Below are 19,489 nucleotides of genomic sequence, written 5' to 3' on the forward strand. Positions count from 1 at the left end.
GCAGGGAACTCCTGGCGACCGCCACGCATCCTACAGATGTGGTACTTCCTTTTTTGCTTCACGCTTTCAGAGGACACCGTCATGCGCCGTCTGATTATCATCTCTTCACTAGTGCTTTGTTTGCCCGTTGGTTCAGCCATGGCCGATGTAGAGGCTAAAGATGTCGCCACCTCGGCTGGGGTCTCCGCATCGCTGTACTCGACCTTCAAGGATGACAAACGGGTGATTCCGGCCCGAGATGACGCCACCAGCTTCGTCGCCAGTGGCGGCGCGATTCGTGGTGCTTATCTGGAGTCGTACTTAAAGCAGGTCCGCCTGGAAAATCCCGGCCTCAACGCCAGCGACGAAGACCTGGCCAGAGCCATCCTCGTCCAGGAAGGCGTAGCTGCAGGTCAATAAAGGCTGAAAAAGTAGCGGTGGGGCTCGCGACACCCGGATAGCGTTTGCAGCCCTACCTTGCTTCTGCGCCTGATAATCGCGCCCAACCCGCTACCAGTTGCGCACTGATGCTCACGCCGCCACACACCACAATCACCACATCATGGGCTTCGGCAATCGCCGGATGGTCCAGGTAGCCAATCGCCAACGAAACACCGCACGCCGGTTCGACCAACTGACGCAAGTCGTTGGCGTAACGCACCACGCCCATGATCGCCTCGTCATCGCTGAGCACTACGCACTCGTGGGAAAAATCGAGGATGTGCTGCACCGGCCAGGCAGCCACCAACGTCGCGCCGAGCGACCTGGCGACCGTATCGATCCGGGGAAATACAACCGGATGTCCGGCACTGACAGCGGCGGCAAAAGACGCAGAACCCTGGGTTTCACAGGCGATGATCCGGCAATCCATGCGCTTGTGGCGGATCAATCCGGTGAGAATCCCCGCCAGCAAACCTCCGCCCCCTACCGACATCACAAGTGCATCGACCTGAGGACAATCCTCAAGGATTTCATCGACCATCGTGCTGTGCCCTTCCCATAGCACCGGGTGATCGAAGGCTGGCACGTATTCAGTGTCAGCGCCCCGCGCGAGTTCTTTGGCCCGTAGATTGGCTTCGTCCCAGACCTTGCCATGGACGATCACCTCGGCACCGGTTTTGCTGATCCGTGCGCGGGTGGTTTCCGGCGTGGTGTTCGGCACCACAATGCAGGCTTTCAATCCCAGTCTGGCGGCAGCCACGGCGGTGGCGAACCCGGCATTGCCGCCGGAAGGACAGATCACTTTGCGTTTCCCTTGCGCCGCCGCCTGGCTGCACAAAAGCCCTATGCCGCGAAGTTTGTATGAGCCGCTGGGCTGCAGGTTTTCCAGCTTGAGCCATATTCGTCGGGCGGGGGTCGACAGGTCTGGATGCAGAATCAAGGGCGTCCTGATATGAAGCATGGTGGTGCTCCTTAAGGGTGAACGGTCCTAATCCAAGCTTAGTTCACCCTGCCCGGCGGCTACCGCTTCAGCGATAACGCGGTGCTGCCGTGGAGTTGCCGAACAAGCCTGACAGCGTCTGGCGCTGGACTTCGTAGGCGTCCCACTGATCGCCTTGGTGCAGGCCCGGAATGGTCACCACTTCGCCTTGTGCCAACCCGGCCAGCGCGGCATCGACCATGTCCTGGGCAGACATCACGATCTCTTGCGGCAGGTTTTCCACTGGGTTGCCGGCCTCGCTCCAGAAGTCAGTGGCAGTAGCGCCGGGCAGCACGGCCTGGATCCGAATGCCTTTGTCCGCCAGTTCGCGGTGCATGGATTGGCTCAGGCCGAGGACAAACGCCTTGGTCCCGCCATACACGCCGTTGAGTATTTCCGGGGCGATGGCAACGATCGAGGAGATATTGATCACAGTTCCTGTGCCGCGAGCGACGAAGCCTGGCACCACCGCGTACGCCAGGCGCATCAACGCGGTCACGTTGAGGGCGATCATGTCTTCCATGTCATCCACCGGGCTGCCGAGCAGCGGCATGACAGCGCCGACCCCGGCGTTGTTGACCAACAGGGTGATACTGGCGTCGGAGCGTAGAATTTCTTCGACCCGCCGCACGTCGGCCTTGTCTTTCAAATCAGCGGCGACCACTTCCACGGCGCGGCCGGTTTCGTTACTCAGGTGGTTGGCCAGGGCGTTCAGTTTTGCCTGGCTGCGGGCGACCAGAATCAGGTCGTAACCCTGCCGGGCCAGACGGTCGGCATACACCGCGCCGATGCCCGATGAAGCGCCAGTGATCAGTGCGGTGCCTTTGGATGAGAGGGCCATGTCGATTTCCTTCACAGTGAGGCGATAACGTCGCCGGGTGTGAACCGTTATAAAGGGTCTAACGCCCGTCTCAAATGACGTTTAAAGTACGTTTTTCGGACATGACCTTTAGAGGACATCTCGATGACTTCCGTGGCATTTGTAGTGTTTGAAGGGTTCCAGTCCATGGCGCTGGCGGCCATGCCGGTGTTCGAGTACGCCAATTTCAGCGCTGGCGAGGCGCTTTATGAGGTGAGCGTGGTGTCCGAAGACGGCCGCACCTTGCGCGCTTCCGGTGGGTTGAACGTCGGCACCGAGGCCTTTGGTGAGCGGGTGTTCGACACGGTGATTGTGGTGGGCGGCGATGCCATCCTCGCGCAGGCCCCCGAGGGCGTGCTGAACTACCTGCGCGCAAACGTTAAAACCGCACGGCGCACGGCGTCGATCTGCTCCGGGGCGTTCGTCCTGGCACAGGCGGGATTGCTCGACGGACGGCGCGCCACCACCCATTGGGCTTATGCACGGGAGCTGCAAGTGCGGTTTCCATCGATCAAGGTCGAAGAAGACCGCATCTATGTTGTCGACGGTTCGATCTGGACCTCCGCCGGGATGACCGCCGGCATCGACCTGGCGCTGGCAATGGTGGAAAAGGATCACGGCGCCGCGCTTGCCCGTTCCGTGGCGCAGAAACTGGTGATGTACCACCGCCGTGCGGGCGGCCAGTCGCAGCACTCGGCGCTGTTGGAACTGGAAGCGAAATCCGACCGCATTCAAACCGTCCTTGGCTATGCGCGAGAACACCTCACCGAGACGTTGTCGGTGGAGCAACTGGCGGACGTCGCGCGCCTCAGCCCTCGGCAATTCAGCCGGGCCTTTCGGGCGGAAACCGGTCAATCACCGGCCAAAGCCATCGAGAACCTGCGCCTGGAAACGGCGCGGCAGATGCTGGAACGCGGGCGCCTGACCCTAGATCAGATCGCCGAAGAATCTGGCTTCAGCGACTGTCGCCGCATGCGCGAAGCCTTCCTTCGGGCGTTCGGGCAGCCGCCACAGGTGATCCGGCGTAATGCCCGTTCGGTGTAGATCGCAGCCTGCGGCCGCTCCTGCACCGAACGGTGTCAGGTCCATTTGTGGAGGTGCAGATGAAAATCTCGGCCAAACTGCAGTGCTGTTCACTTAAGCGCGCTCTTGGACCGTGAGTACCTTTGTGGCGAGCGAGTGCTCGCGCTGGGGCTTATTGCGCCCGCAGCTGGCGGTTGATTCCCGGGGTTTACTGAAGCCCTCGCGTCTCAAGGCGCAGCAGACCTTCGGACTCCACGCGGCTGCCGACCGATTCATAGCTGGCGAGCGTGGCATGCGGGGTCTGGAGCGGATGGTTGTGGGTCGAGGTCACTACGATCAGCCCCGCGCCCGCCGCCTCGGCGGCGAGGATACCCACGGTGGCGTCTTCGAAAATCAGGCAATCGGTCGGTTCAACGCCCAAGCGCCTGGCTGCCAGTCGATAGCCCGCGGGATCGGGTTTGCCGGCACTGACGTCCTCGGCAGTGACCATCACCAAAGGCTGCGGAATACCCGCCGCCGCCATCCGCCGCAGCGCCAATGCCTTCGGCGCCGAGGTGACGATCGCCCACTGGTTGGCGGGCAGCGACTTCAGGAAAATCGCTGCGCCAGGCACCTCGATGATCCCCTCGACATCCTCGATTTCCGCCTCGGTGATGAACGCCGCTTCAGCCTCGGCATCCACCCCGGGCAACGCCAGACGATTGATGGTGTCGATGGCGCGAACGCCATGGATGGTGGGCAGGAATGAAACGACATCAACGCCGTGGCGCAAGGCCCAAGCCGCCCAGATCCGCTCGGCAGCGGCGATGGAGTTGAGGACGGTGCCGTCCATATCAAACAGAAAAGCGCGGTACGGGGTGTTGAAGACAGATTTTTGAGCGGACAAAGGGGAGCTACCTCTCGCAAGTGCCAGGCGGGTTCGCCGAACAATGTAGCATTTGCGAGGAGCTGCCGAACGCGGCCCGAGCCTTCGGCAACTCCTGCAGAGGATTTCCGTGCTAAGCGGGACGCGGTGCGTCAACAGGCGGGGTGCCGTCGTGAAACATTGTCTTCAGTTGAGCGCGCAGTTCCGGTGAGTCGGTGTGCTTGTGAACACTGACCGCATGCTGTGCGGCGGCCTCTAGCAGTTCGTTTTCAGAGTCTGCGGACAGAGCAACCGAGCATTTGGCATCGCTTGGAAACTCGCGGCAGTCGATATATTTACGCGCCATGATCTTATCCTCCCTACGACGAAGGCAGGCCGTGGCCTGCGTCAACGATCACTCGACGCGTCACCTCATGGATCAAACACGATTGCAGGTCGCGCCGAGTGTGCCGACTCTTGAAGTATAGGCCCGCCAAAAGGCGCATCGTGACAGGTCGTAGTGGTCTGATGTGCCGCAGGTTCTACTGGGTACTTTTCGACTTCAAGGCACCTTCCACACAATCCAGCAACTGCCCAAGCGCCCACGGTTTCTTGATGAACGACACCGAATGCCTGACCCCGGCGCTTTCCGGCGTTTCGAACCCGGACATGATCATGATCGGCTTGTCCGGCCAGCGGTCGCCAAACAGATTGGCCAGGTCCGCGCCATTGAGTTTGCCCGGCATGGTGATGTCCGTGAGCAATAGACGGACGGCTTCGGAGTGTTGCTCCAGATACTTCGACGCGGCATCCGCGCTGGTCTGCGGTTGAACCACAAAGCCTTCGTCCTGAAGAATTTCGCAGAGAAACTCCAGGATCAACGGGTCGTCCTCAACCACAAGAATCAACTCGCCAAGGAAATGATCGCCCGCCGTCGATACTGGTCCCATGACTGTGCCACTCCCTGAATGCCTAAATGATTTCGCGCGCTTAAATCCGCTACTTACAGGTATGAGCAGCGGACTTCGCGGAAATTCATTTTTGATGCAATCGGGCGATGAATCAGGCGCCATACAGCGCTGTATGGGCGCCTGCAAACCAGGGTCTGGCCTAGAAGTAGGGTGTTGGGATCAGTACGACGGAGCGTCTTTTTTCATGGTGTCCTTGGACATCTCGTCCTTCTTCATTCCGTCCTTGGACATGGTGTCTTTCTTCATCGTGTCCTTGCTCATGGAATCCTTGTTCATGGAATCCTTCTTCATCGTGTCTTTGTGCATGGTGTCTTTAGACATTGAATCCTTGTTCATGCTGTTATTGGTTGTTGCATCGGCGGCAAGCACGCTCGCGGCGCCAAACGCCAGGCACATGGACAGTACGGTGGTCGCTAACTTTTTCATGATGAAACTCCTTTATACACAGCTTGCGAATGAGCGCAGCGGACGCTGCGCAGAGAAGTGGGCCAGGCGCCATCAGCTACCACCGAACCAGTTGTAGCCCTGGTCTTCCCAGTAGCCACCCGGATAGGTGTTGGTGACGAAAATCGCCTGAATATGTTTGGGGTTCTTGTAGCCCAGCTTGGTGGGCATGCGCAGCTTCATCGGGAAGCCGTATTCGCGCGGCAGCACCGCGCCGTCATAGGTCAGCGCCAGCAAGGTCTGCGAGTGCAGCGCGGTAGCCATGTCGATGCTGGTGTAGTAATCGTCGGCGCATTTGAAGCCGACAAATTTGGCATCCGTGTCGGCACCGATCCGTCTCAGGAAGTCGCTGAACCGCACGCCGCCCCAGCGCCCGATCGCGCTCCAGCCTTCGACGCAAATGTGCCGGGTAATCTGTTCGGTCTGGGCCATGGCGCGCAGTTCTTCCAGGCGCCAGCTGCGCTTGTCCGCGACCATCCCGGTCACTTCCAGTCGATAACTCTGTTCCTCCACCATCGGCGCCTCGTCGATGCCATAAAAGGCATTGAACGGAAACGGTCGGGTGATCATTGACTCGGGATAGGTCGGCGCCAGGGTATTGGGGTTGAACAACCAGCCCTGTACCCGATCATTGAACCGGGACATGGAGGACAGCGCGGTCTCGACGCTTTTGTTGTCGGTGAGGTTGCAGCCGGACAACATGGCCACGCCGCCAAGGGTCAGGCCGCGCATCAGGAACGAGCGCCGTGAGCGGTCTTCGATCTGTGGGGCAAGGATCTTTCTGGCGTCTGTCAGGATGGACGACTCGTCCAGCCCTGAGCCTTGAATGCGCTTTTTCATAGGACCTCCTTGCGACCGACAATCATGGCCCACAACGTTTTGGGAACCAGTGCGACCATCACCAGATGAACCGCGACAAAGGCCACCAACAGCGACATTGCGATGAAGTGCACATGCCGTGCGCCTTCGTAACCGCCCAGCAGTTCACGCAACAGCGGAAACTGGACGGACTGCCACAACACCAGCCCGGAAATCACCAACAGCGTGATGTCGACCATCACGAACAGGTACGCCACCCGCTGCACCTGGTTGTAATGACTCAGGTCGGCATGCCCCAACCGCCCTCTCAACGCGGCCCACAGGTCATGCAGGACACCTTTAGGCGAAACCGGGAAAAAGCGCCGTTTCAGACGACCACTGACGAGGTTGATGATCAGGTAGACAAGACCGTTGACGGCCAGAAACCACATCGCCGCGAAATGCCATTGCAATGCGCCGGCGAGCCAGCCACCCAACGTGATTGCCTTGGGAAAACTGAAGTCATAAAGCGGAGACGCGTTATAGATTCGCCAACCGCTGGTGACCATGACCAACACCGCCAAGGCGTTCAGCCAGTGGGTCAGCCGTAGCCAGCGGGGATGGCTGTTGACCGTGGATGCAGCAGGTAACGGCGACATGATGGGCTCCCGGCGGTTGATCGTTGGAGCCGATTATGCGAGCCGACAGATCGCCAAATCCTCACGTAAAGTTAAATTAAACGTGATAACTGCCCCCCAAAAACCTGTGGGAGCGAGCCGGCTCCGGGCGGCGTTCCGACGATAGCGATAGATCAGTCAATATTGATGTTGAATGTAATGCCGCCATCGTCGGAACGCCGCCCGGAGCCGGCTCGCTCCCACAGGTTTTTGCGTGGTCCACCCTTGGCTCAATTGTGTTTAAAATGCCGCCCCCCTCCAATTGCCGACCGTACCCGATGAACGCTGACGCTCTCTCCATCCTCCACGACCATTTACTGACGGCTCTGACGGCTGCCCCCGCCGAAACCCGCCGGCTGTTCCACGGCCGTGGCCGGTGCTGGCCGGGGTTGGAGCAATTGACCGTGGACTGGTTGCAAGGCGTGGTGCTGGTGTCGCTGTTCAAGGAACCCGAAGCGTCGCAGCTGGAAGCGTTGAAACAGAAGCTGATGGACCTCACGCAATCGCCTGAGTGGACGCAATCCGGCGCGCACACGCTCCTGCTGCAACATCGCTACCTGCTGCAAAGCACCACCGAGTGGCTATTGGGGGACGCGATCGACGAGATGACGATCACCGAGGGCGGCCTGCATTATCGGGTGGACCTGGGCCGCAAACAGAACACCGGCCTGTTCCTCGACATGCGTTATGGCCGCGACTGGGTGCGGGCCAATGCTCAGGGCAAGCGCGTGCTGAATCTGTTCGCCTACACCTGCGGATTCTCAGTAGCGGCCATCGAAGGTGGTGCGACGCACGTGGTCAATCTGGACATGTCCAGCCCGGCCCTGAGCCGTGGCCGCGACAATCACCGGCTCAACAACCACGACCTGAGCAAGGTGACGTTCCTCGGTCATGACCTGTTCAAATCCTGGGGCAAGGTGATCGGCAAGGGCCCTTACGACCTGGTGATCATCGACCCACCGTCCTTTCAGAAAGGCAGTTTTCTGCTGACCAAGGACTACCAGCGCGTGCTGCGCCGACTGCCGGAATTGCTCAGTCCTCAGGGCACGGTGCTGGCGTGCATGAACGATCCGGCGTTCGGTGCGGACTTCCTCATCGACGGCGTCACCCGCGAAGCACCGAGCCTGCGTTTCGAGCAACGGCTGGACAATCCACCGGAGTTTCCGGACGCCGATGTTGAATGCGGGTTGAAGGCGTTGGTGTTCAGGCTGGGGGATTGAGCACCAGCGCAAACAACTCACCATGCCCATTCACATTGAGCTTGTGATAGAGATTGCGTCGGTGCACCTTCACCGTCTCCGGGGAAATGCCCATCTGCTGGGCGATGGCCTTGCTTGAGAAGCCCTGAAGAATCAGGCGCGCCGTTTCGATTTCCCGTACCGACAGGCGCGCGTCGAAGCGATCCAGCAGGGTCGCCAGATCCCCGGCCACCGCCTCGGTTGCCGGTCCTTCCGGTGGCATCAATTGCAGGTGACGGCGCATCGCCGCCAGCACCCAATCGCGCACGCAGAGCAGGCGGCCCTGTTCCTCAAGCGTGAATCGCGTCGAGCGTCCCAACGACAAACCGAGCACGGCGCCATCGACGTTGATCATGAACTGCAACTCGTCGCCGCCCACCACGGTGCGGAAGTAGCTCAGGTAGTACTCGCTCTGCTGGAACTGGTCGGGCGCCACCGATTCGAGGCTGTGCAAGCCGTCGGCGATGCCGGCACAGGCCGCCTGATAAAACGGATCGAGCAGGTACATGCCGGCGCTGTAATCCGCCAGTTCTTCTTGCTCGGCAGCACCGCCCTTTGAGTCGAAGTCGATCAGCAGACGCGGCACCCGCCCGGCCCGCATCACCGCGACCAACGCATTATCCAGCGGCACCAGCAGCCGCAGCGTGTCGACCAGCGCACGCCAGAACCCGTCCTGCCCCACGGCACCAAATACCCGCGCCAGCCCCTGGTGCACGGGTAACTCTTTCAACAACGCGTCCACGCACTACCCCTTTTGAGTAACCCATGATGGGAATGGGTGAGTTCACTCCCGGTCGATACGCTGCAAGCACCTGATCATCACCGGCCTGCAGCAGGTCAGGAGTGCCGCATCATGAGTCGTCACCGCTCGTATATCAATCTTGGACTGGGCGCCTGTTTGTCGGTTTCGCTATCGGCGGTTGCCGCCGAGGGTCCGACGGTTCACGTCTACAACTGGTATGACTACATTGGTCCTACGACGCTGCAGGATTTCAAGCGTGACACCGGGATTGCGCCGGTCTACGACACCTTCGACAGCGCCGAAGTGCTGGAAGGCAAATTGCTCACCAGCCGCAGCGGATACGACGTGGTGGTGGCCAGCAACTTCAGCTTGCCGACCCTGATCAAGGCCGGTGCCCTTGCACCTCTGCCCCACGCTCGGATGCCCGATTTCAAAAACATGGACGCTGATCTGCTGGCGAAACTGGCGAACAACGACCCGGGTAATCAGTACGCCGTGCCCTATCTGTGGGGCACCAACGGCATCGGCTACAACATTGACAAAGTCCGCGCGGCGCTGGGCGACAAGGCGCCGGTGGATTCCTGGGACCTGGTGTTCAATGAAGCGAACCTGGCCAAACTCGGCCAGTGCGGCGTGGCCATGCTCGACTCACCGGCCGAAATGCTGCCAGTCGCCCTGCACTACCTTGGTCTGCCCCCCAACAGCACCAATCCCGAGGACTACAAGAAGGCCGAAGCACTGCTGCTCAAGCTGCGTCCACACATTGCCTACTTCAACTCGTCCAAGTTCATCAGCGACCTGGCCAACGGCAACATTTGCGTCGCGGTGGGTTGGTCTGGCGCGATGCTGGAAGCCAAGACCACTGCCGAGCAGGCGAACAATGGCGTGAAAATCGCCTACAGCTTGCCGAAGGAAGGTGCGCCGGTTTGGTTCGACACCCTGGTGTTGCTCAAGGACGCGCCGCATCCGGAACAGGGTTTGGCCTTCATCGACTACCTGATGCGCCCCGACGTCATCGCGCCGGTCAGTGATCACCTCTCCTACCCCAACGGCAACCGCAGCGCGACGCCACTGATGGCCGAAGCGACCCGCAACAATCCGGCCGTATATCCGTCGGCCGAAGCCATGGCCACGTTATTCACCCTTCAGCCTCTGCCGCCCGCCACCGAACGCGTGCGGACGCGGATCTGGAGCAAAGTCAAAAACGGTCAGTGAACCCGACGGGATCTGTAGCAGCTGTCGAGCTTGCGAGGCTGCGTTCGGTTCGGGCCGCGTTCGGACGAAGCAGTCGTGAATCCGGTTAACGCGATCCCCCTGAAGCACCGCGTACTTAGACTTTACGACTGCTGCGTCCGAACGCGGCCCGAACCGAACGCAGCCTCGCAAGCTCGACAGCTGCTACGGGGATTGCGTTAGCCAATAACTTTTTTGAATAAATTGAAGATGAGAGAAACGATGAAACCACGTGCCCGCGACCTGAACATCCAGTTCGGCCAACTGCAACCCGGCCCGCTCAACGCCATCACCGATGTGCCCGGTGTACGAGTCGGCCACAGCAATGTGCGAGGACGCACCGCCAACGGCCGCGACATTCTGACCGGCGTCACCGTGATCGAGCCGCGTGCCGGTTCTACCAGCCTGCAACCATGCTTTGCCGGCGTCCATGTGCTCAATGGCAACGGTGATGCGACCGGTCTTGAGTGGATTCGCGAGGCCGGTCTGTTGACCAGCCCGATCGCCTTCACCAACACCCACAGCCTGGGCGTGGTGCGCGATGCGCTGGTGACGCTGGATCGTCAGGAGCAACCCGATGACGGGCGACTCTACTGGAACATGCCGGTGGTACTGGAAACCTTCGACGGTCTGCTCAACGACATCAACGGTTTCCATGTGAAGGTCGAACATGTGGCCGAAGCCCTGCGCACCGCGGTAGGTGGTCCGGTGATCGAGGGTGCCGTCGGCGGCGGCAGCGGCATGATCTGCCACGAATTCAAGGGCGGAATCGGCACCGCTTCGCGACGTCTGAACAGTGCTGAGGGTGGCTGGACCGTCGGCGCCATCGTCCAGGCTAACCATGGCATCCGCAACGAGTTGCGCGTCGACGGTTACCCGGTCGGGCGCTACATGGAAAAGGCCGACTCGCCGTTTCTCAAAGCGTCGTTACCGCATCCTGGCATGGGCTCGATTGTCGTTTGCCTGGCCACCGATGCGCCGTTGCTGCCGCACCAGTGCACTCGCCTGGCGCAGCGCGCCAGCCTCGGCCTGGCCCGCACCGGCGGCGGTAATGAAGACCACAGCGGTGACATTTTCATCGCCTTCGCCACCGGCAACCAACACGTGCCGCCGGCCGCTTACGAGAGTAAGCGTGCGCCAACCACCGACAACCTGAGCATGGTCAACAATGACCACATCAGCGAGCTGTTCCTAGCCGCCACCGAAGCAGTGGAGGAAGCAATCATCAATGCCTTGCTGGCCTCCGACACCGCCGAAGGCAATGGCCATGCGGTGCCGGGACTGGATGCGGGGACGCTGCTCAACGCCTTGCGTCGAGCGGGTTGGCCGGGAGTGCAGGTCTAACAGGATTGAGGTGCATGGATGTCGCAAAGAGCTCGCGACCAAGGCTTTTCGCGGCATCCAGGTGTACTGCCGGGTCCTGAATTTCCGATTCGAGCAGCAACTCGGACGTCACCACCCGCGCACCGCAGTAATCAAAAATCCCATGGTCAATCTGCGTCTTCATGGCTTCGGCATAACCGTGCCGGGCGTAAGTTGCAGCGTCGGCACCGCCCACACCGATCAAGTGAATCCGCAAATGACCAAGCTTCTTCTCCAGCTTGGCATCCGCCGTGAAATCGAACGCCCAGCCGTTGGCGAACACCCGATCAATCCAACCCTTGAGCAGCGCCGGCATCGACCACCAGTAGACGGGATAAACCAGCACCACCGCATCGGCGCGGTCTATCCGCGCTTGCTCGGCAACCACATCGGCAGGGGGCGGCGCTTCCCGGTGATGCACCGCCAGGTCAGCGGCGCTGAACCTCGGATCGAACCCATCGGCCGAGAGGTCGGCGATTTCAACGGTATGACCGGGATCGTCCAGGGTGACGCCCTGAGCGACTTGCGCCGCCAGGCTATGGGTAAGCGAACGAGGATCGTGATGAGCCACAACGATAAGCGCGTGCATGCTGGAAACTCCTGATTGAGAGCACAAGGCGGACCTTATATACTCTTGGTAAGTTACGATCAGTAAGTTACTTTTGGTACATAGCCATGTCAACCACCGAAACAATCGAGCAGGATTCCAACCCCCAACCTCGACGACGCATGTCCCGGGAAGACCGCCAACGCCAGTTGCTGGACGTCGCCTGGCAACTCGTTCGGGATGAAGGCACCGACGCGCTGACATTGGGACGACTAGCCGAGCTGGCCGGGATCACCAAACCGGTGGTGTACGATCACTTCACCACGCGAGCCGGGCTGCTGGCGGCGCTCTATCAAGACTTCGATGCCCGGCAGACAGCGCTGATGGATGCGGCGCTTCAGAGCAGCGAACCGACTTTACCCGGCACCGCCAAGGTGATCGCTTCGTCGTACGTCGACTGCGTGCTGCTTCAGGGCAACGAGATCCCCGGTGTCATCGCGGCACTCGCCAGCTCCCCGGAACTGGAGAAGATCAAGCGCGAGTACGAAGCTATTTTCCTGAACAAGTGCCGAGCCGCCCTCGCCCCTTTTGCCGGCGCGGGTGACATCAAGGCAGCGGGATTGCGGGCGATGCTCGGTGCGGCGGAAGCCTTGTCACACGCCGCCGCGAATGGAGAAATCAACGCCGCGCAGGCACAGGACGAACTGTACGAAACCATCATCGCCATGGTCGAAAGAAGCGCCCGTGGCGACGCTGAAAACATCGCGAAAACTGACGCCGGACCGATGGATTCGACTAGCGGTACTTGAGCACCAACCCCCAACTTTCTACGATGATTCTACGCAGCCGCTTGTTTGCTCAAGCCGTTGCGTAAGTGGTGGGTGAAATGAACCCCTACCAAGCTCACCACTTGCTTCATGCGCATCTTGAGCCTCGAGTGCTCTACTTCTCCCCATCAAAGAGCTTTGAGGCTCTTTTTTATCTGCACGAAATCCAGACAAGAAAAAGCCCTTGGCACGTTGTCCGCACCAAGGGCTTTTTTGCGTCGATTCGAAGCGACTAGACCAACCGCAGTCGAGGTGAAGGAGCTGGCACCGCACCTTCACCCAGTCGCTCGCGGACAAACCCATTCGCCTTGCGCGTCATCTGGTCCAGATGCCGATCACGCTGCTTTTCCGCATCGAGCATAGCTCGCTTGCCGTGTTTTTGCAGCAGGTACGTATGAATCTGCCGCAGCTCCAGCGAGCTGTAAATCGATGCCACATCCAGCACGGCCATCAAGCCATCGGTGCCGTGGTCGCGGGTGTTCATCAACACTTGAGTCGCGCGCACGCCCACCACCTGAAACCCCATTGCCTCAAAATACGGAACCTTGGCCACCGCGCACGTCAGCTCGGCATGCGGGTAGCGGCCAATCATTTCCCGCAGCATCCGCCGAGCAATACCTTGGCGCCGATGGCTGGCACTCACTGCCATATACGCAACACCACACGCATCGGGATCGTCCTTGACCGGCAGGTACAGCAAAAAGCCGACGACCTTCTCCGGGTCGTCTTCGTCGGTCGCGACGAGCAACTCCACCGCAATCCCTTTCGCCCCGTTCAACGCCTCCAGATAGAGGTGAACCTCGTAGCCGATCGCGTACTGGTACACGTTGTACAACAGGTTGCTGGGCGCGATAGCGATCATGCTGATGTCGGTCAGGTAATCGACCACCATTTGCAGGATCTGACTATTGATGTGCTCGGGGCACGGGGTTTTGAAATGGGTGATCTGGGGCATTCGTGGCTCTGACTCTGGGGCGGACGTGAAGAGTGTGTTCGCGGGCGTGCCTATCATAACGTGCCGGGGCAGCATGCGCCGCAGCACGTTACTGCTGCGGCGCAACCATCCGAAACCGGATATTGATCTTGTCAGAGACAACACCACCGGCCCATTCACCTTCACCGACTTTGAAGTCGCTGCGCTTGAGCGTTAACTGGCCATCGAAAATCCCGATGGCGTTGTCGGTCTTCAAGAGGACCGGTACCTCCACTTCACGTGTGATCCCTCTGAGCGTGAGTTTTCCGGTGATCGAGTAACGGTTGTCGCCCAGTACCTTCACGCCGGTCGATTCAAACGTCGCCACTGGATACCTTGCCGTGTTGAACCAGGCTGGTTTTTGCAGTTCGTTGTTGGCGTCGCTGCTTCCGGCATCGATGCTGTCGAGCTGGATGGTGAGCGCGGCCCGGCCTGCTGACGGGTTCGCTGTGTCGAAATCAAGTGTGGCGTCGAACTTGCGGAACGTACCGTATACCCGCGAAGAGAACTGTTTAAACGTGAAGGAAATCGTACTGGCGGTTTCATTCACCTGCGTGTATTCGACCGCCTGGGCGCAAGGCAACGCGCCGAATGCAAGGGCGGCCACCAGCACGGCGCAGGTCGGGAATCGGTGTTTCATGGGATTCTCCGGTCAGGTCCCGTCTTGAGCAGAGGCGCCGCACACATGAGCCAGCGATAGGTGGACTAAAGCAAACAAACGCTGTTAATTCCACCTGCCGCTCAGACTTCCGACCACCTGTCGGCCCACGCCAATGGCCGCCCGATACGGCCGCTGCCCGGGTGTTTAATGACTGTCCCAACTCACCGCATCGGGAGACCGGCCATGAAATTCGTCATCATCGGAGGAAGCGGGCTGATCGGCAGCAAAGTCTGCAAGAACCTCCAGGATCTGGGGCATGAAGTCATCTCAGCGTCACCGAGTACCGGCATCAACGTCATCACCGGCGAGGGCCTGGCGGACGCGCTCAAGGGCGCCGACGTGGTGGTCGACGTGGCCAACTCCCCCTCATTCGAAGATCACGCGGCGTTGCATTTCTTTGAGACCGCCGGGCATAACCTGTTTGCTGCCGAGAAGGTAGCCGGCACCCAACACCATGTCGCCCTGTCAGTCGTGGGCACCGAACGAATGCTCGACAGTGGTTATTTCCGGGCCAAAATGGCCCAGGAAAAACTCATCAAGGCCTCGGGCGTTCCCTACACCATCCTGCGGGCCACGCAGTTCTTCGAGTTCATTGGTGCCATTGCTTACTCGGGTCGCGAGGACGGCAACACCATCCATCTATCGTCCGCCGCGTTGCAACCGGTGGCTTCGTTGGATGTCGCGGCCGCACTGACGGCTATCGCGCAAAAAGCGCCGATCAATCAGACCGTGGAAGTGGCCGGGCCGGATCGCCGACCCATTGTCGAATTCGTAAGTGAGTACCTGAAACACACCAAGGACCCGCGCGAAGCCGTTTCGGACGACACGGTTCCTTACTTCGGCGCCCCGATCAATGACAAGTCCCTCACGCCCGGCGATAACCCCATTGTCGGAGTGACCCGGTTTGAAGACTGGCTAGAGATCGCTCATCCGTCGTGAGTCGCTATCAATAATGATCAGCGGGTGTGCAGCCATAGCCTGGCGAATGGCCGTGCTGCCCCCTTAAAGTGCACGATCACGCAGCCACCGGATCGCCGAATCGACGGGTCACTGGCTTAGAATTTTTCCCCTGTTTCTGACTCAAATCAAACACAGACAAGTCAGTCGTACCGATCAAAGCCGACTCACTGCACGCTGGACAATCCACCCTCATGGGGATGACGTCCATGAACACCACTTCCCAAGACATGCCAGACACTCTTTATGGCTCACATAGCCATATTGACGATGCCGCCATCGCCCCTCTCCTGCGTCAATACGCCGAGCCCCTGCCGGAACAGGACGCCGAAGCCCTGGGTGAAATGTTCGACCGCTACGCTGATGCGCGGGTGGTGATGATCGGTGAAGCCAGTCATGGCACTTGCGACTTTTATCAAGCCCGGGCTGCGATCACCCAAAGACTGATCAAGCAGCACGGCTTCACTATCGTGGCGGTTGAAGCCGACTGGCCAGACGCCGGTCATGTCGACCGTTATGTCCGGGGGTTGGCGCCCTCGGCCTGGAAACGTCATATCTTTAGCCGGTTTCCGACCTGGATGTGGCGCAACACCGATGTGAGAGCGTTCGCCCATTGGCTCCATCAGTACAACCACCAGCAAGCCCCTGAATGTCGCGTCGAGTTTCGCGGTCTGGACGTTTACAGTTTGCGTAACTCCATTCATGAGGTGCTGAGCTATCTGGAACGGGTCGACCCGCACCTGGCCTATGAAGCAAGGCGTCGTTATGGCTGTTTGACCCCCTGGCAGGATGATCCTGCGTTGTACGGTCATTTTGTGGAACGCGACGGCTTGATGCCCTGCGAGCAGGCCGTGGTCGACCAACTCAATGCCATGCTGGCCGAACAACTGGCCGGGCTCGTCCAATACGACGAGGCGTTCTTCAATGCGGCGCAAAACGCCCGGGTCGTCCGGGCGGCGGAACAATACTACCGAGCGATTTATCGAGGTTCGACCACCTCCTGGAACCTGCGTGACCGGCACATGTTCGACACATTACAGGCCCTGCTTGAGCATCGAGGCCCAAAAGCCAAAGCGGTGGTGTGGGCGCACAACTCCCATATCGGCAATGCGGCGGCCACGGAAATGGGCTGGAAAGGTCAGTTCAATATCGGTCAGCTGTGCCGCAACGCTTATGGCCGCAATGTCGTTCTGATCGGCATGAGCACCGACCGGGGCCAGGTAGCAGCGGCCGATGACTGGGATGGCGAGATGCACATCAAGGACATCCGGCCATCTCGTCCAGACAGTTGGGAGCATCAGTTCCTCAAGGCCGGTGTCCCGGCTTCATTGACTGATTGGCGAGATCCGCAACGAAAAGATCTGCTTCGAGCCTTGTCCAAACCTTTGTTGGAGCGGGCCATCGGGGTGATTTACCGACCCGACACCGAGCGCAGCAGTCATTACTTCGAGGCGGTGCTGGCCGAACAATTTGATGCAATGGTCTGGATTGAACAGACCCGACCGGTGACGGCACTGGCACTGCCGAAAAGCCAGGAACTGGAACCGGAAGACGACACCTTCCCATTTGGTGTGTAAACCCGGGAGTAACGCCTAATGCCGATCAGTTAAGGAGCGACACAATCCGTAGTAGCAGGCTTCGCCAGCTGCTACGGATTGTGTCGCTTACGCCTCGGAACGTCCCTGAGCTGAAGCGGCGCTAGCAGATTCTCGCAGCCAGGCCCGCTGCAACAGCTTGATGACCTCGGCATCCGAGGTCTGGGTAAAGTCCATGTACCAACGGCTGATCGACATCAGCCAGTCGGGAATGATCGGGCATATCAGCTCATCCACTTCGCTGCGCAGCGCCTCCGCCGTCTCGATCGGCGCCACCGGCACAGCGACGACGATACGAGACGGCGTCTGCGCGCGCACCGCTTGGACTGCCGCCATCATCGAGGCGCCTGTCGCCAGGCCGTCGTCGATCAGGATCACCACCTGATCCTTAAGTTGCACAGGCGCGCGCGTTCCCCGGTAAACCTTCTCGCGGCGTAACAGCTCTCGGGTTTCCCGTGCGACGACTTCATCGAACGTAGCCGGGTCAATCGGGTGAACCCGCAGCGCGTGTTCATTGAGAATTTGGATACCGCCGCTGGCAATGGCGCCCATGGCGAGCTCTTCATGAGACGGGACGCCCAGCTTGCGCACCAGCATCAGGTCCAGACGAACGTCCAGTGCAGCGGCCACCTCATAGGCCACCGGCACACCGCCACGGGGCAAGGCGAGGATGATGACATCGGGGCGATGAGCGTATTTGAGCAGCGACTCCACCAGCCGCCGACCGGCAGCGGCCCGGTCCTGCAGGATGGTGGGCGATGAGGGACTCATTTGAAAACCTCCTGAGGCGATCACGCCTGTCGGTTCGCATCACACGGTCACTAGAGATTGTCAGTCTGAAGGTGGCCGACAGCAAGTCCGCCCGCCTACACCAACCGCTCGATCTTCTGATGCTGCCAGACCATTTTGTAATACGCCGTCTGCAACACCAGCATCCCCAGATACGCCACTGGAAACGCCATCCACACCCCTTGCAACCCGAAGTGCCCGTCCAGCACATACGCCACCGGCAACTGCACCCCGACCACACAAAAAATCGAAATCGCCATGGGCACCAGCACCGAGCCGCTGGCACGCATGATGCCGCCGACAATCGCCTGGAAGCCGAACACCAACAGACTCCACAGCATGATGTGCAACAGATGCTCCGCTTTCGCCCGGGTGGAATCATCCGTAAGGAACAACCCCAGCAACCAGTGCGACAACAGATAACCCAACACCACCAACCCACCGGTCAGGCACACATTGATCAACAGCCCCGTGCGCAGAATCGGCCCCATGCGATCAAGCCGCCCTGCCCCAATCGCTTGAGCACCGAGGATCGACGCCGTGATCGCGATCGACAGCGCCGGAAACTGCACATAATTGACGATCTGCGTCACCGCCCCATACGCCGCGGTCGCCTGCGAACCGTGCTGATTCACCAGCGCCAGAATCACCAGCTCCGACACCGACAACACCACCATCTGCAACCCGGTCGGCAACCCGATGCGCAACACCTTGCCGAGAATCACCAGGTCCAGCCGCATCGCCGCAAACATCTCCCGATCCGGCGCCAACGGATGCCCCTTGCGAATCAACCGCCACGCCAGCCACCCCATCGCCGACAAATTACCCGCCAACCCCGCATACGCCGCACTCTGAATCCCCATCATCGGCAACCCGAACCAACCCCGAATCAACGCCGGCGTCAGCGCCAACCCGATACACGTCGACACCACCAGCGCGATCAACGGCGAAACCGTATCGCTCACCCCGCGCAGCAGTTGGGTGAACAGCACGTAGACCAGCAATGACGGCATGATCCACATCATGACGTGGGCGTAGGACACGGCGTCGTCGATAACGTCGGCCGGTGTGCCCAAGCCTTCCAGGGCTGGCCTTGCGAATACGCTGCCGAGTACTGCCGCTGTCAGGCCGATCATTGCGCCTAACAGCAAGGTTGTGCCGGCGATGGTTTTCACCAAGTGCGGTTCACGCGCGCCCCAGGCCTGGCCGATGAGCACACCCGCACCCGCGCCGAGGCCAATGACCAGGGCGATGAAGAAGAAGACGATGGGGAACATGCCGGACACGGCCGCCAGGGCTTGGGTGCCGAGCATTTGGCCGATGTAGATGCTGTTGATGGTGCCCGACATGGATTGGAGGAAATTGGAGAGGACCATGGGGGCGAGGAAAAGGAGGTAGGTTTTCCAGAGGGGGTGTTGGGTTGAGGGGGTATGCATTGAGGGTCCGTCTCGGGGGTGGGCTGGCGCTTCAGGATTCTACGCTAAGGAAAATACGAACAGTACGCTGGTAATTCTCGAATCTAGGTAGAGCTCATGGTTTCCGCTTCCAGT

The 19,489-nt window shown here is 60.0% G+C and carries 22 protein-coding genes; 8 read left to right on the forward strand and 14 right to left on the reverse strand.

The window, feature by feature from the left end; genetic code table 11:
• Positions 1 to 81: 81 nt before the first annotated feature.
• Positions 82 to 399, forward strand: a complete 318-nt coding sequence (locus tag ACYZUA_RS20510) for a DUF2388 domain-containing protein (protein WP_461960372.1) — start codon at positions 82 to 84, stop codon at positions 397 to 399.
• Between the two features lie 52 nt (positions 400 to 451).
• Here ACYZUA_RS20510 and ACYZUA_RS20515 read toward each other — a convergent pair whose 3' ends face one another.
• Both ACYZUA_RS20515 and ACYZUA_RS20520 read right to left on the reverse strand, forming a co-directional pair.
• Entirely contained in the window at positions 452 to 1,381 is a 930-nt protein-coding gene (locus tag ACYZUA_RS20515; RefSeq protein WP_461960373.1) for a pyridoxal-phosphate dependent enzyme, read from the reverse strand.
• 67 nt (positions 1,382 to 1,448) lie between these two features.
• Complete coding sequence (locus ACYZUA_RS20520; RefSeq protein ID WP_461960374.1) at positions 1,449 to 2,240, reverse strand: SDR family NAD(P)-dependent oxidoreductase; 792 nt, start codon at positions 2,238 to 2,240, stop codon at positions 1,449 to 1,451.
• 123 nt (positions 2,241 to 2,363) lie between these two features.
• On the opposite strand from ACYZUA_RS20520, the gene ACYZUA_RS20525 reads away from it, so the two are divergent.
• The gene (locus ACYZUA_RS20525) at positions 2,364 to 3,302 is read left to right on the forward strand and encodes a GlxA family transcriptional regulator (protein ID WP_461960375.1); all 939 of its coding nucleotides are present in this window, start codon (positions 2,364 to 2,366) and stop codon (positions 3,300 to 3,302) included.
• A gap of 187 nt (positions 3,303 to 3,489) precedes the next feature.
• Here the strand turns inward: ACYZUA_RS20525 and ACYZUA_RS20530 are convergent, their stop codons facing one another.
• The 6 genes from ACYZUA_RS20530 to ACYZUA_RS20555 form a co-directional block, all read right to left on the reverse strand.
• Positions 3,490 to 4,167: an HAD-IA family hydrolase gene (locus ACYZUA_RS20530; protein WP_461960376.1), complete on the reverse strand. Its 678-nt coding sequence runs from the start codon at positions 4,165 to 4,167 to the stop codon at positions 3,490 to 3,492.
• 112 nt (positions 4,168 to 4,279) lie between these two features.
• Entirely contained in the window at positions 4,280 to 4,492 is a 213-nt protein-coding gene (locus ACYZUA_RS20535; RefSeq protein ID WP_415756902.1) for a DUF1059 domain-containing protein, read from the reverse strand.
• 175 nt (positions 4,493 to 4,667) lie between these two features.
• Positions 4,668 to 5,075: a response regulator gene (locus ACYZUA_RS20540; RefSeq protein WP_461960377.1), complete on the reverse strand. Its 408-nt coding sequence runs from the start codon at positions 5,073 to 5,075 to the stop codon at positions 4,668 to 4,670.
• Positions 5,076 to 5,255: 180 nt separating this feature from the next.
• Positions 5,256 to 5,522 (reverse strand): pentapeptide MXKDX repeat protein, encoded by a 267-nt coding sequence (locus tag ACYZUA_RS20545; RefSeq protein ID WP_461960378.1) that lies wholly within the window; start codon positions 5,520 to 5,522, stop codon positions 5,256 to 5,258.
• 72 nt (positions 5,523 to 5,594) lie between these two features.
• Positions 5,595 to 6,380 carry a molybdopterin-dependent oxidoreductase gene (locus tag ACYZUA_RS20550; RefSeq protein ID WP_461960379.1) on the reverse strand — a complete coding sequence of 262 codons (786 nt, stop codon included), beginning with the start codon at positions 6,378 to 6,380 and terminating at the stop codon, positions 5,595 to 5,597.
• The gene (locus ACYZUA_RS20555; protein ID WP_461960380.1) at positions 6,377 to 6,997 is read right to left on the reverse strand and encodes a cytochrome b/b6 domain-containing protein; all 621 of its coding nucleotides are present in this window, start codon (positions 6,995 to 6,997) and stop codon (positions 6,377 to 6,379) included. The genes ACYZUA_RS20550 and ACYZUA_RS20555 overlap by 4 nt, the downstream gene beginning before the upstream one ends.
• Positions 6,998 to 7,293: 296 nt before the next feature.
• On the opposite strand from ACYZUA_RS20555, the gene ACYZUA_RS20560 reads away from it, so the two are divergent.
• Complete coding sequence (locus ACYZUA_RS20560; RefSeq protein ID WP_461960381.1) at positions 7,294 to 8,235, forward strand: class I SAM-dependent methyltransferase; 942 nt, start codon at positions 7,294 to 7,296, stop codon at positions 8,233 to 8,235.
• Here the strand turns inward: ACYZUA_RS20560 and ACYZUA_RS20565 are convergent.
• Positions 8,219 to 8,995, reverse strand: a complete 777-nt coding sequence (locus ACYZUA_RS20565) for a helix-turn-helix transcriptional regulator (protein WP_461960382.1) — start codon at positions 8,993 to 8,995, stop codon at positions 8,219 to 8,221. The genes ACYZUA_RS20560 and ACYZUA_RS20565 overlap by 17 nt on opposite strands.
• Before the next feature lie 111 nt (positions 8,996 to 9,106).
• Between ACYZUA_RS20565 and ACYZUA_RS20570 the strand changes: the two genes are divergently transcribed.
• Together ACYZUA_RS20570 and ACYZUA_RS20575 are read left to right on the forward strand one after the other, a co-directional pair.
• Positions 9,107 to 10,210, forward strand: a complete 1,104-nt coding sequence (locus ACYZUA_RS20570; protein ID WP_461960383.1) for a polyamine ABC transporter substrate-binding protein — start codon at positions 9,107 to 9,109, stop codon at positions 10,208 to 10,210.
• 240 nt (positions 10,211 to 10,450) lie between these two features.
• A complete protein-coding gene (locus tag ACYZUA_RS20575) occupies positions 10,451 to 11,572 on the forward strand; it encodes a DmpA family aminopeptidase (RefSeq protein ID WP_461960384.1) in 1,122 nt (373 codons plus the stop codon).
• Here ACYZUA_RS20575 and ACYZUA_RS20580 read toward each other — a convergent pair.
• Positions 11,529 to 12,179: an NAD(P)H-dependent oxidoreductase gene (locus ACYZUA_RS20580; protein ID WP_461960385.1), complete on the reverse strand. Its 651-nt coding sequence runs from the start codon at positions 12,177 to 12,179 to the stop codon at positions 11,529 to 11,531. The two genes, ACYZUA_RS20575 and ACYZUA_RS20580, sit on opposite strands and share 44 nt — an antisense overlap.
• An 86-nt stretch (positions 12,180 to 12,265) precedes the next feature.
• Between ACYZUA_RS20580 and ACYZUA_RS20585 the strand changes: the two genes are divergently transcribed.
• Entirely contained in the window at positions 12,266 to 12,946 is a 681-nt protein-coding gene (locus ACYZUA_RS20585; protein ID WP_461960386.1) for a TetR/AcrR family transcriptional regulator, read from the forward strand.
• Between the two features lie 250 nt (positions 12,947 to 13,196).
• Here ACYZUA_RS20585 and ACYZUA_RS20590 read toward each other — a convergent pair whose 3' ends face one another.
• Positions 13,197 to 13,919, reverse strand: a complete 723-nt coding sequence (locus ACYZUA_RS20590) for a GNAT family N-acetyltransferase (protein WP_461960387.1) — start codon at positions 13,917 to 13,919, stop codon at positions 13,197 to 13,199.
• 88 nt (positions 13,920 to 14,007) lie between these two features.
• The gene (locus ACYZUA_RS20595) at positions 14,008 to 14,577 is read right to left on the reverse strand and encodes a YceI family protein (RefSeq protein ID WP_461960388.1); all 570 of its coding nucleotides are present in this window, start codon (positions 14,575 to 14,577) and stop codon (positions 14,008 to 14,010) included.
• Positions 14,578 to 14,781: 204 nt separating this feature from the next.
• Between ACYZUA_RS20595 and ACYZUA_RS20600 the strand changes: the two genes are divergently transcribed.
• Positions 14,782 to 15,537 (forward strand): SDR family oxidoreductase, encoded by a 756-nt coding sequence (locus ACYZUA_RS20600; protein WP_461960389.1) that lies wholly within the window; start codon positions 14,782 to 14,784, stop codon positions 15,535 to 15,537.
• A 227-nt stretch (positions 15,538 to 15,764) separates the two neighbouring features.
• On the forward strand, positions 15,765 to 17,132 hold the full coding sequence (locus ACYZUA_RS20605; protein WP_461960390.1) for an erythromycin esterase family protein: 1,368 nt from the start codon (positions 15,765 to 15,767) through the stop codon (positions 17,130 to 17,132).
• A gap of 87 nt (positions 17,133 to 17,219) precedes the next feature.
• Here the strand turns inward: ACYZUA_RS20605 and ACYZUA_RS20610 are convergent, their stop codons facing one another.
• Both ACYZUA_RS20610 and ACYZUA_RS20615 read right to left on the reverse strand, forming a co-directional pair.
• Positions 17,220 to 17,921, reverse strand: a complete 702-nt coding sequence (locus tag ACYZUA_RS20610) for a phosphoribosyltransferase (RefSeq protein ID WP_461960391.1) — start codon at positions 17,919 to 17,921, stop codon at positions 17,220 to 17,222.
• Positions 17,922 to 18,016: 95 nt separating this feature from the next.
• Positions 18,017 to 19,375, reverse strand: coding sequence for an MATE family efflux transporter (locus ACYZUA_RS20615; RefSeq protein WP_461960392.1), 1,359 nt, complete (start codon positions 19,373 to 19,375; stop codon positions 18,017 to 18,019).
• Positions 19,376 to 19,489: the final 114 nt, after the last annotated feature.

The sequence above is a fragment of the Pseudomonas sp. LS2P72 genome, assembly GCF_054897865.1.

What these genes read in the sequence shown, in the direction of transcription:
- ACYZUA_RS20600 (WP_461960389.1), top strand. Translation starts at nt 14,782, where the DNA reads ATGAAATTCGTCATCATCGGAGGAAGCGGGCTGATCGGCAGCAAAGTC.
- ACYZUA_RS20525 (WP_461960375.1), top strand. Translation starts at nt 2,364, where the DNA reads ATGACTTCCGTGGCATTTGTAGTGTTTGAAGGGTTCCAGTCCATGGCG.
- ACYZUA_RS20580 (WP_461960385.1), bottom strand. Translation starts at nt 12,179, where the DNA reads ATGCACGCGCTTATCGTTGTGGCTCATCACGATCCTCGTTCGCTTACC.
- ACYZUA_RS20570 (WP_461960383.1), top strand. Translation starts at nt 9,107, where the DNA reads ATGAGTCGTCACCGCTCGTATATCAATCTTGGACTGGGCGCCTGTTTG.
- ACYZUA_RS20520 (WP_461960374.1), bottom strand. Translation starts at nt 2,240, where the DNA reads ATGGCCCTCTCATCCAAAGGCACCGCACTGATCACTGGCGCTTCATCG.
- ACYZUA_RS20550 (WP_461960379.1), bottom strand. Translation starts at nt 6,380, where the DNA reads ATGAAAAAGCGCATTCAAGGCTCAGGGCTGGACGAGTCGTCCATCCTG.
- ACYZUA_RS20555 (WP_461960380.1), bottom strand. Translation starts at nt 6,997, where the DNA reads ATGTCGCCGTTACCTGCTGCATCCACGGTCAACAGCCATCCCCGCTGG.
- ACYZUA_RS20590 (WP_461960387.1), bottom strand. Translation starts at nt 13,919, where the DNA reads ATGCCCCAGATCACCCATTTCAAAACCCCGTGCCCCGAGCACATCAAT.
- ACYZUA_RS20575 (WP_461960384.1), top strand. Translation starts at nt 10,451, where the DNA reads ATGAAACCACGTGCCCGCGACCTGAACATCCAGTTCGGCCAACTGCAA.
- ACYZUA_RS20610 (WP_461960391.1), bottom strand. Translation starts at nt 17,921, where the DNA reads ATGAGTCCCTCATCGCCCACCATCCTGCAGGACCGGGCCGCTGCCGGT.
- ACYZUA_RS20560 (WP_461960381.1), top strand. Translation starts at nt 7,294, where the DNA reads ATGAACGCTGACGCTCTCTCCATCCTCCACGACCATTTACTGACGGCT.
- ACYZUA_RS20605 (WP_461960390.1), top strand. Translation starts at nt 15,765, where the DNA reads ATGAACACCACTTCCCAAGACATGCCAGACACTCTTTATGGCTCACAT.
- ACYZUA_RS20515 (WP_461960373.1), bottom strand. Translation starts at nt 1,381, where the DNA reads ATGCTTCATATCAGGACGCCCTTGATTCTGCATCCAGACCTGTCGACC.
- ACYZUA_RS20535 (WP_415756902.1), bottom strand. Translation starts at nt 4,492, where the DNA reads ATGGCGCGTAAATATATCGACTGCCGCGAGTTTCCAAGCGATGCCAAA.
- ACYZUA_RS20540 (WP_461960377.1), bottom strand. Translation starts at nt 5,075, where the DNA reads ATGGGACCAGTATCGACGGCGGGCGATCATTTCCTTGGCGAGTTGATT.
- ACYZUA_RS20595 (WP_461960388.1), bottom strand. Translation starts at nt 14,577, where the DNA reads ATGAAACACCGATTCCCGACCTGCGCCGTGCTGGTGGCCGCCCTTGCA.
- ACYZUA_RS20545 (WP_461960378.1), bottom strand. Translation starts at nt 5,522, where the DNA reads ATGAAAAAGTTAGCGACCACCGTACTGTCCATGTGCCTGGCGTTTGGC.
- ACYZUA_RS20615 (WP_461960392.1), bottom strand. Translation starts at nt 19,375, where the DNA reads ATGCATACCCCCTCAACCCAACACCCCCTCTGGAAAACCTACCTCCTT.
- ACYZUA_RS20585 (WP_461960386.1), top strand. Translation starts at nt 12,266, where the DNA reads ATGTCAACCACCGAAACAATCGAGCAGGATTCCAACCCCCAACCTCGA.
- ACYZUA_RS20510 (WP_461960372.1), top strand. Translation starts at nt 82, where the DNA reads ATGCGCCGTCTGATTATCATCTCTTCACTAGTGCTTTGTTTGCCCGTT.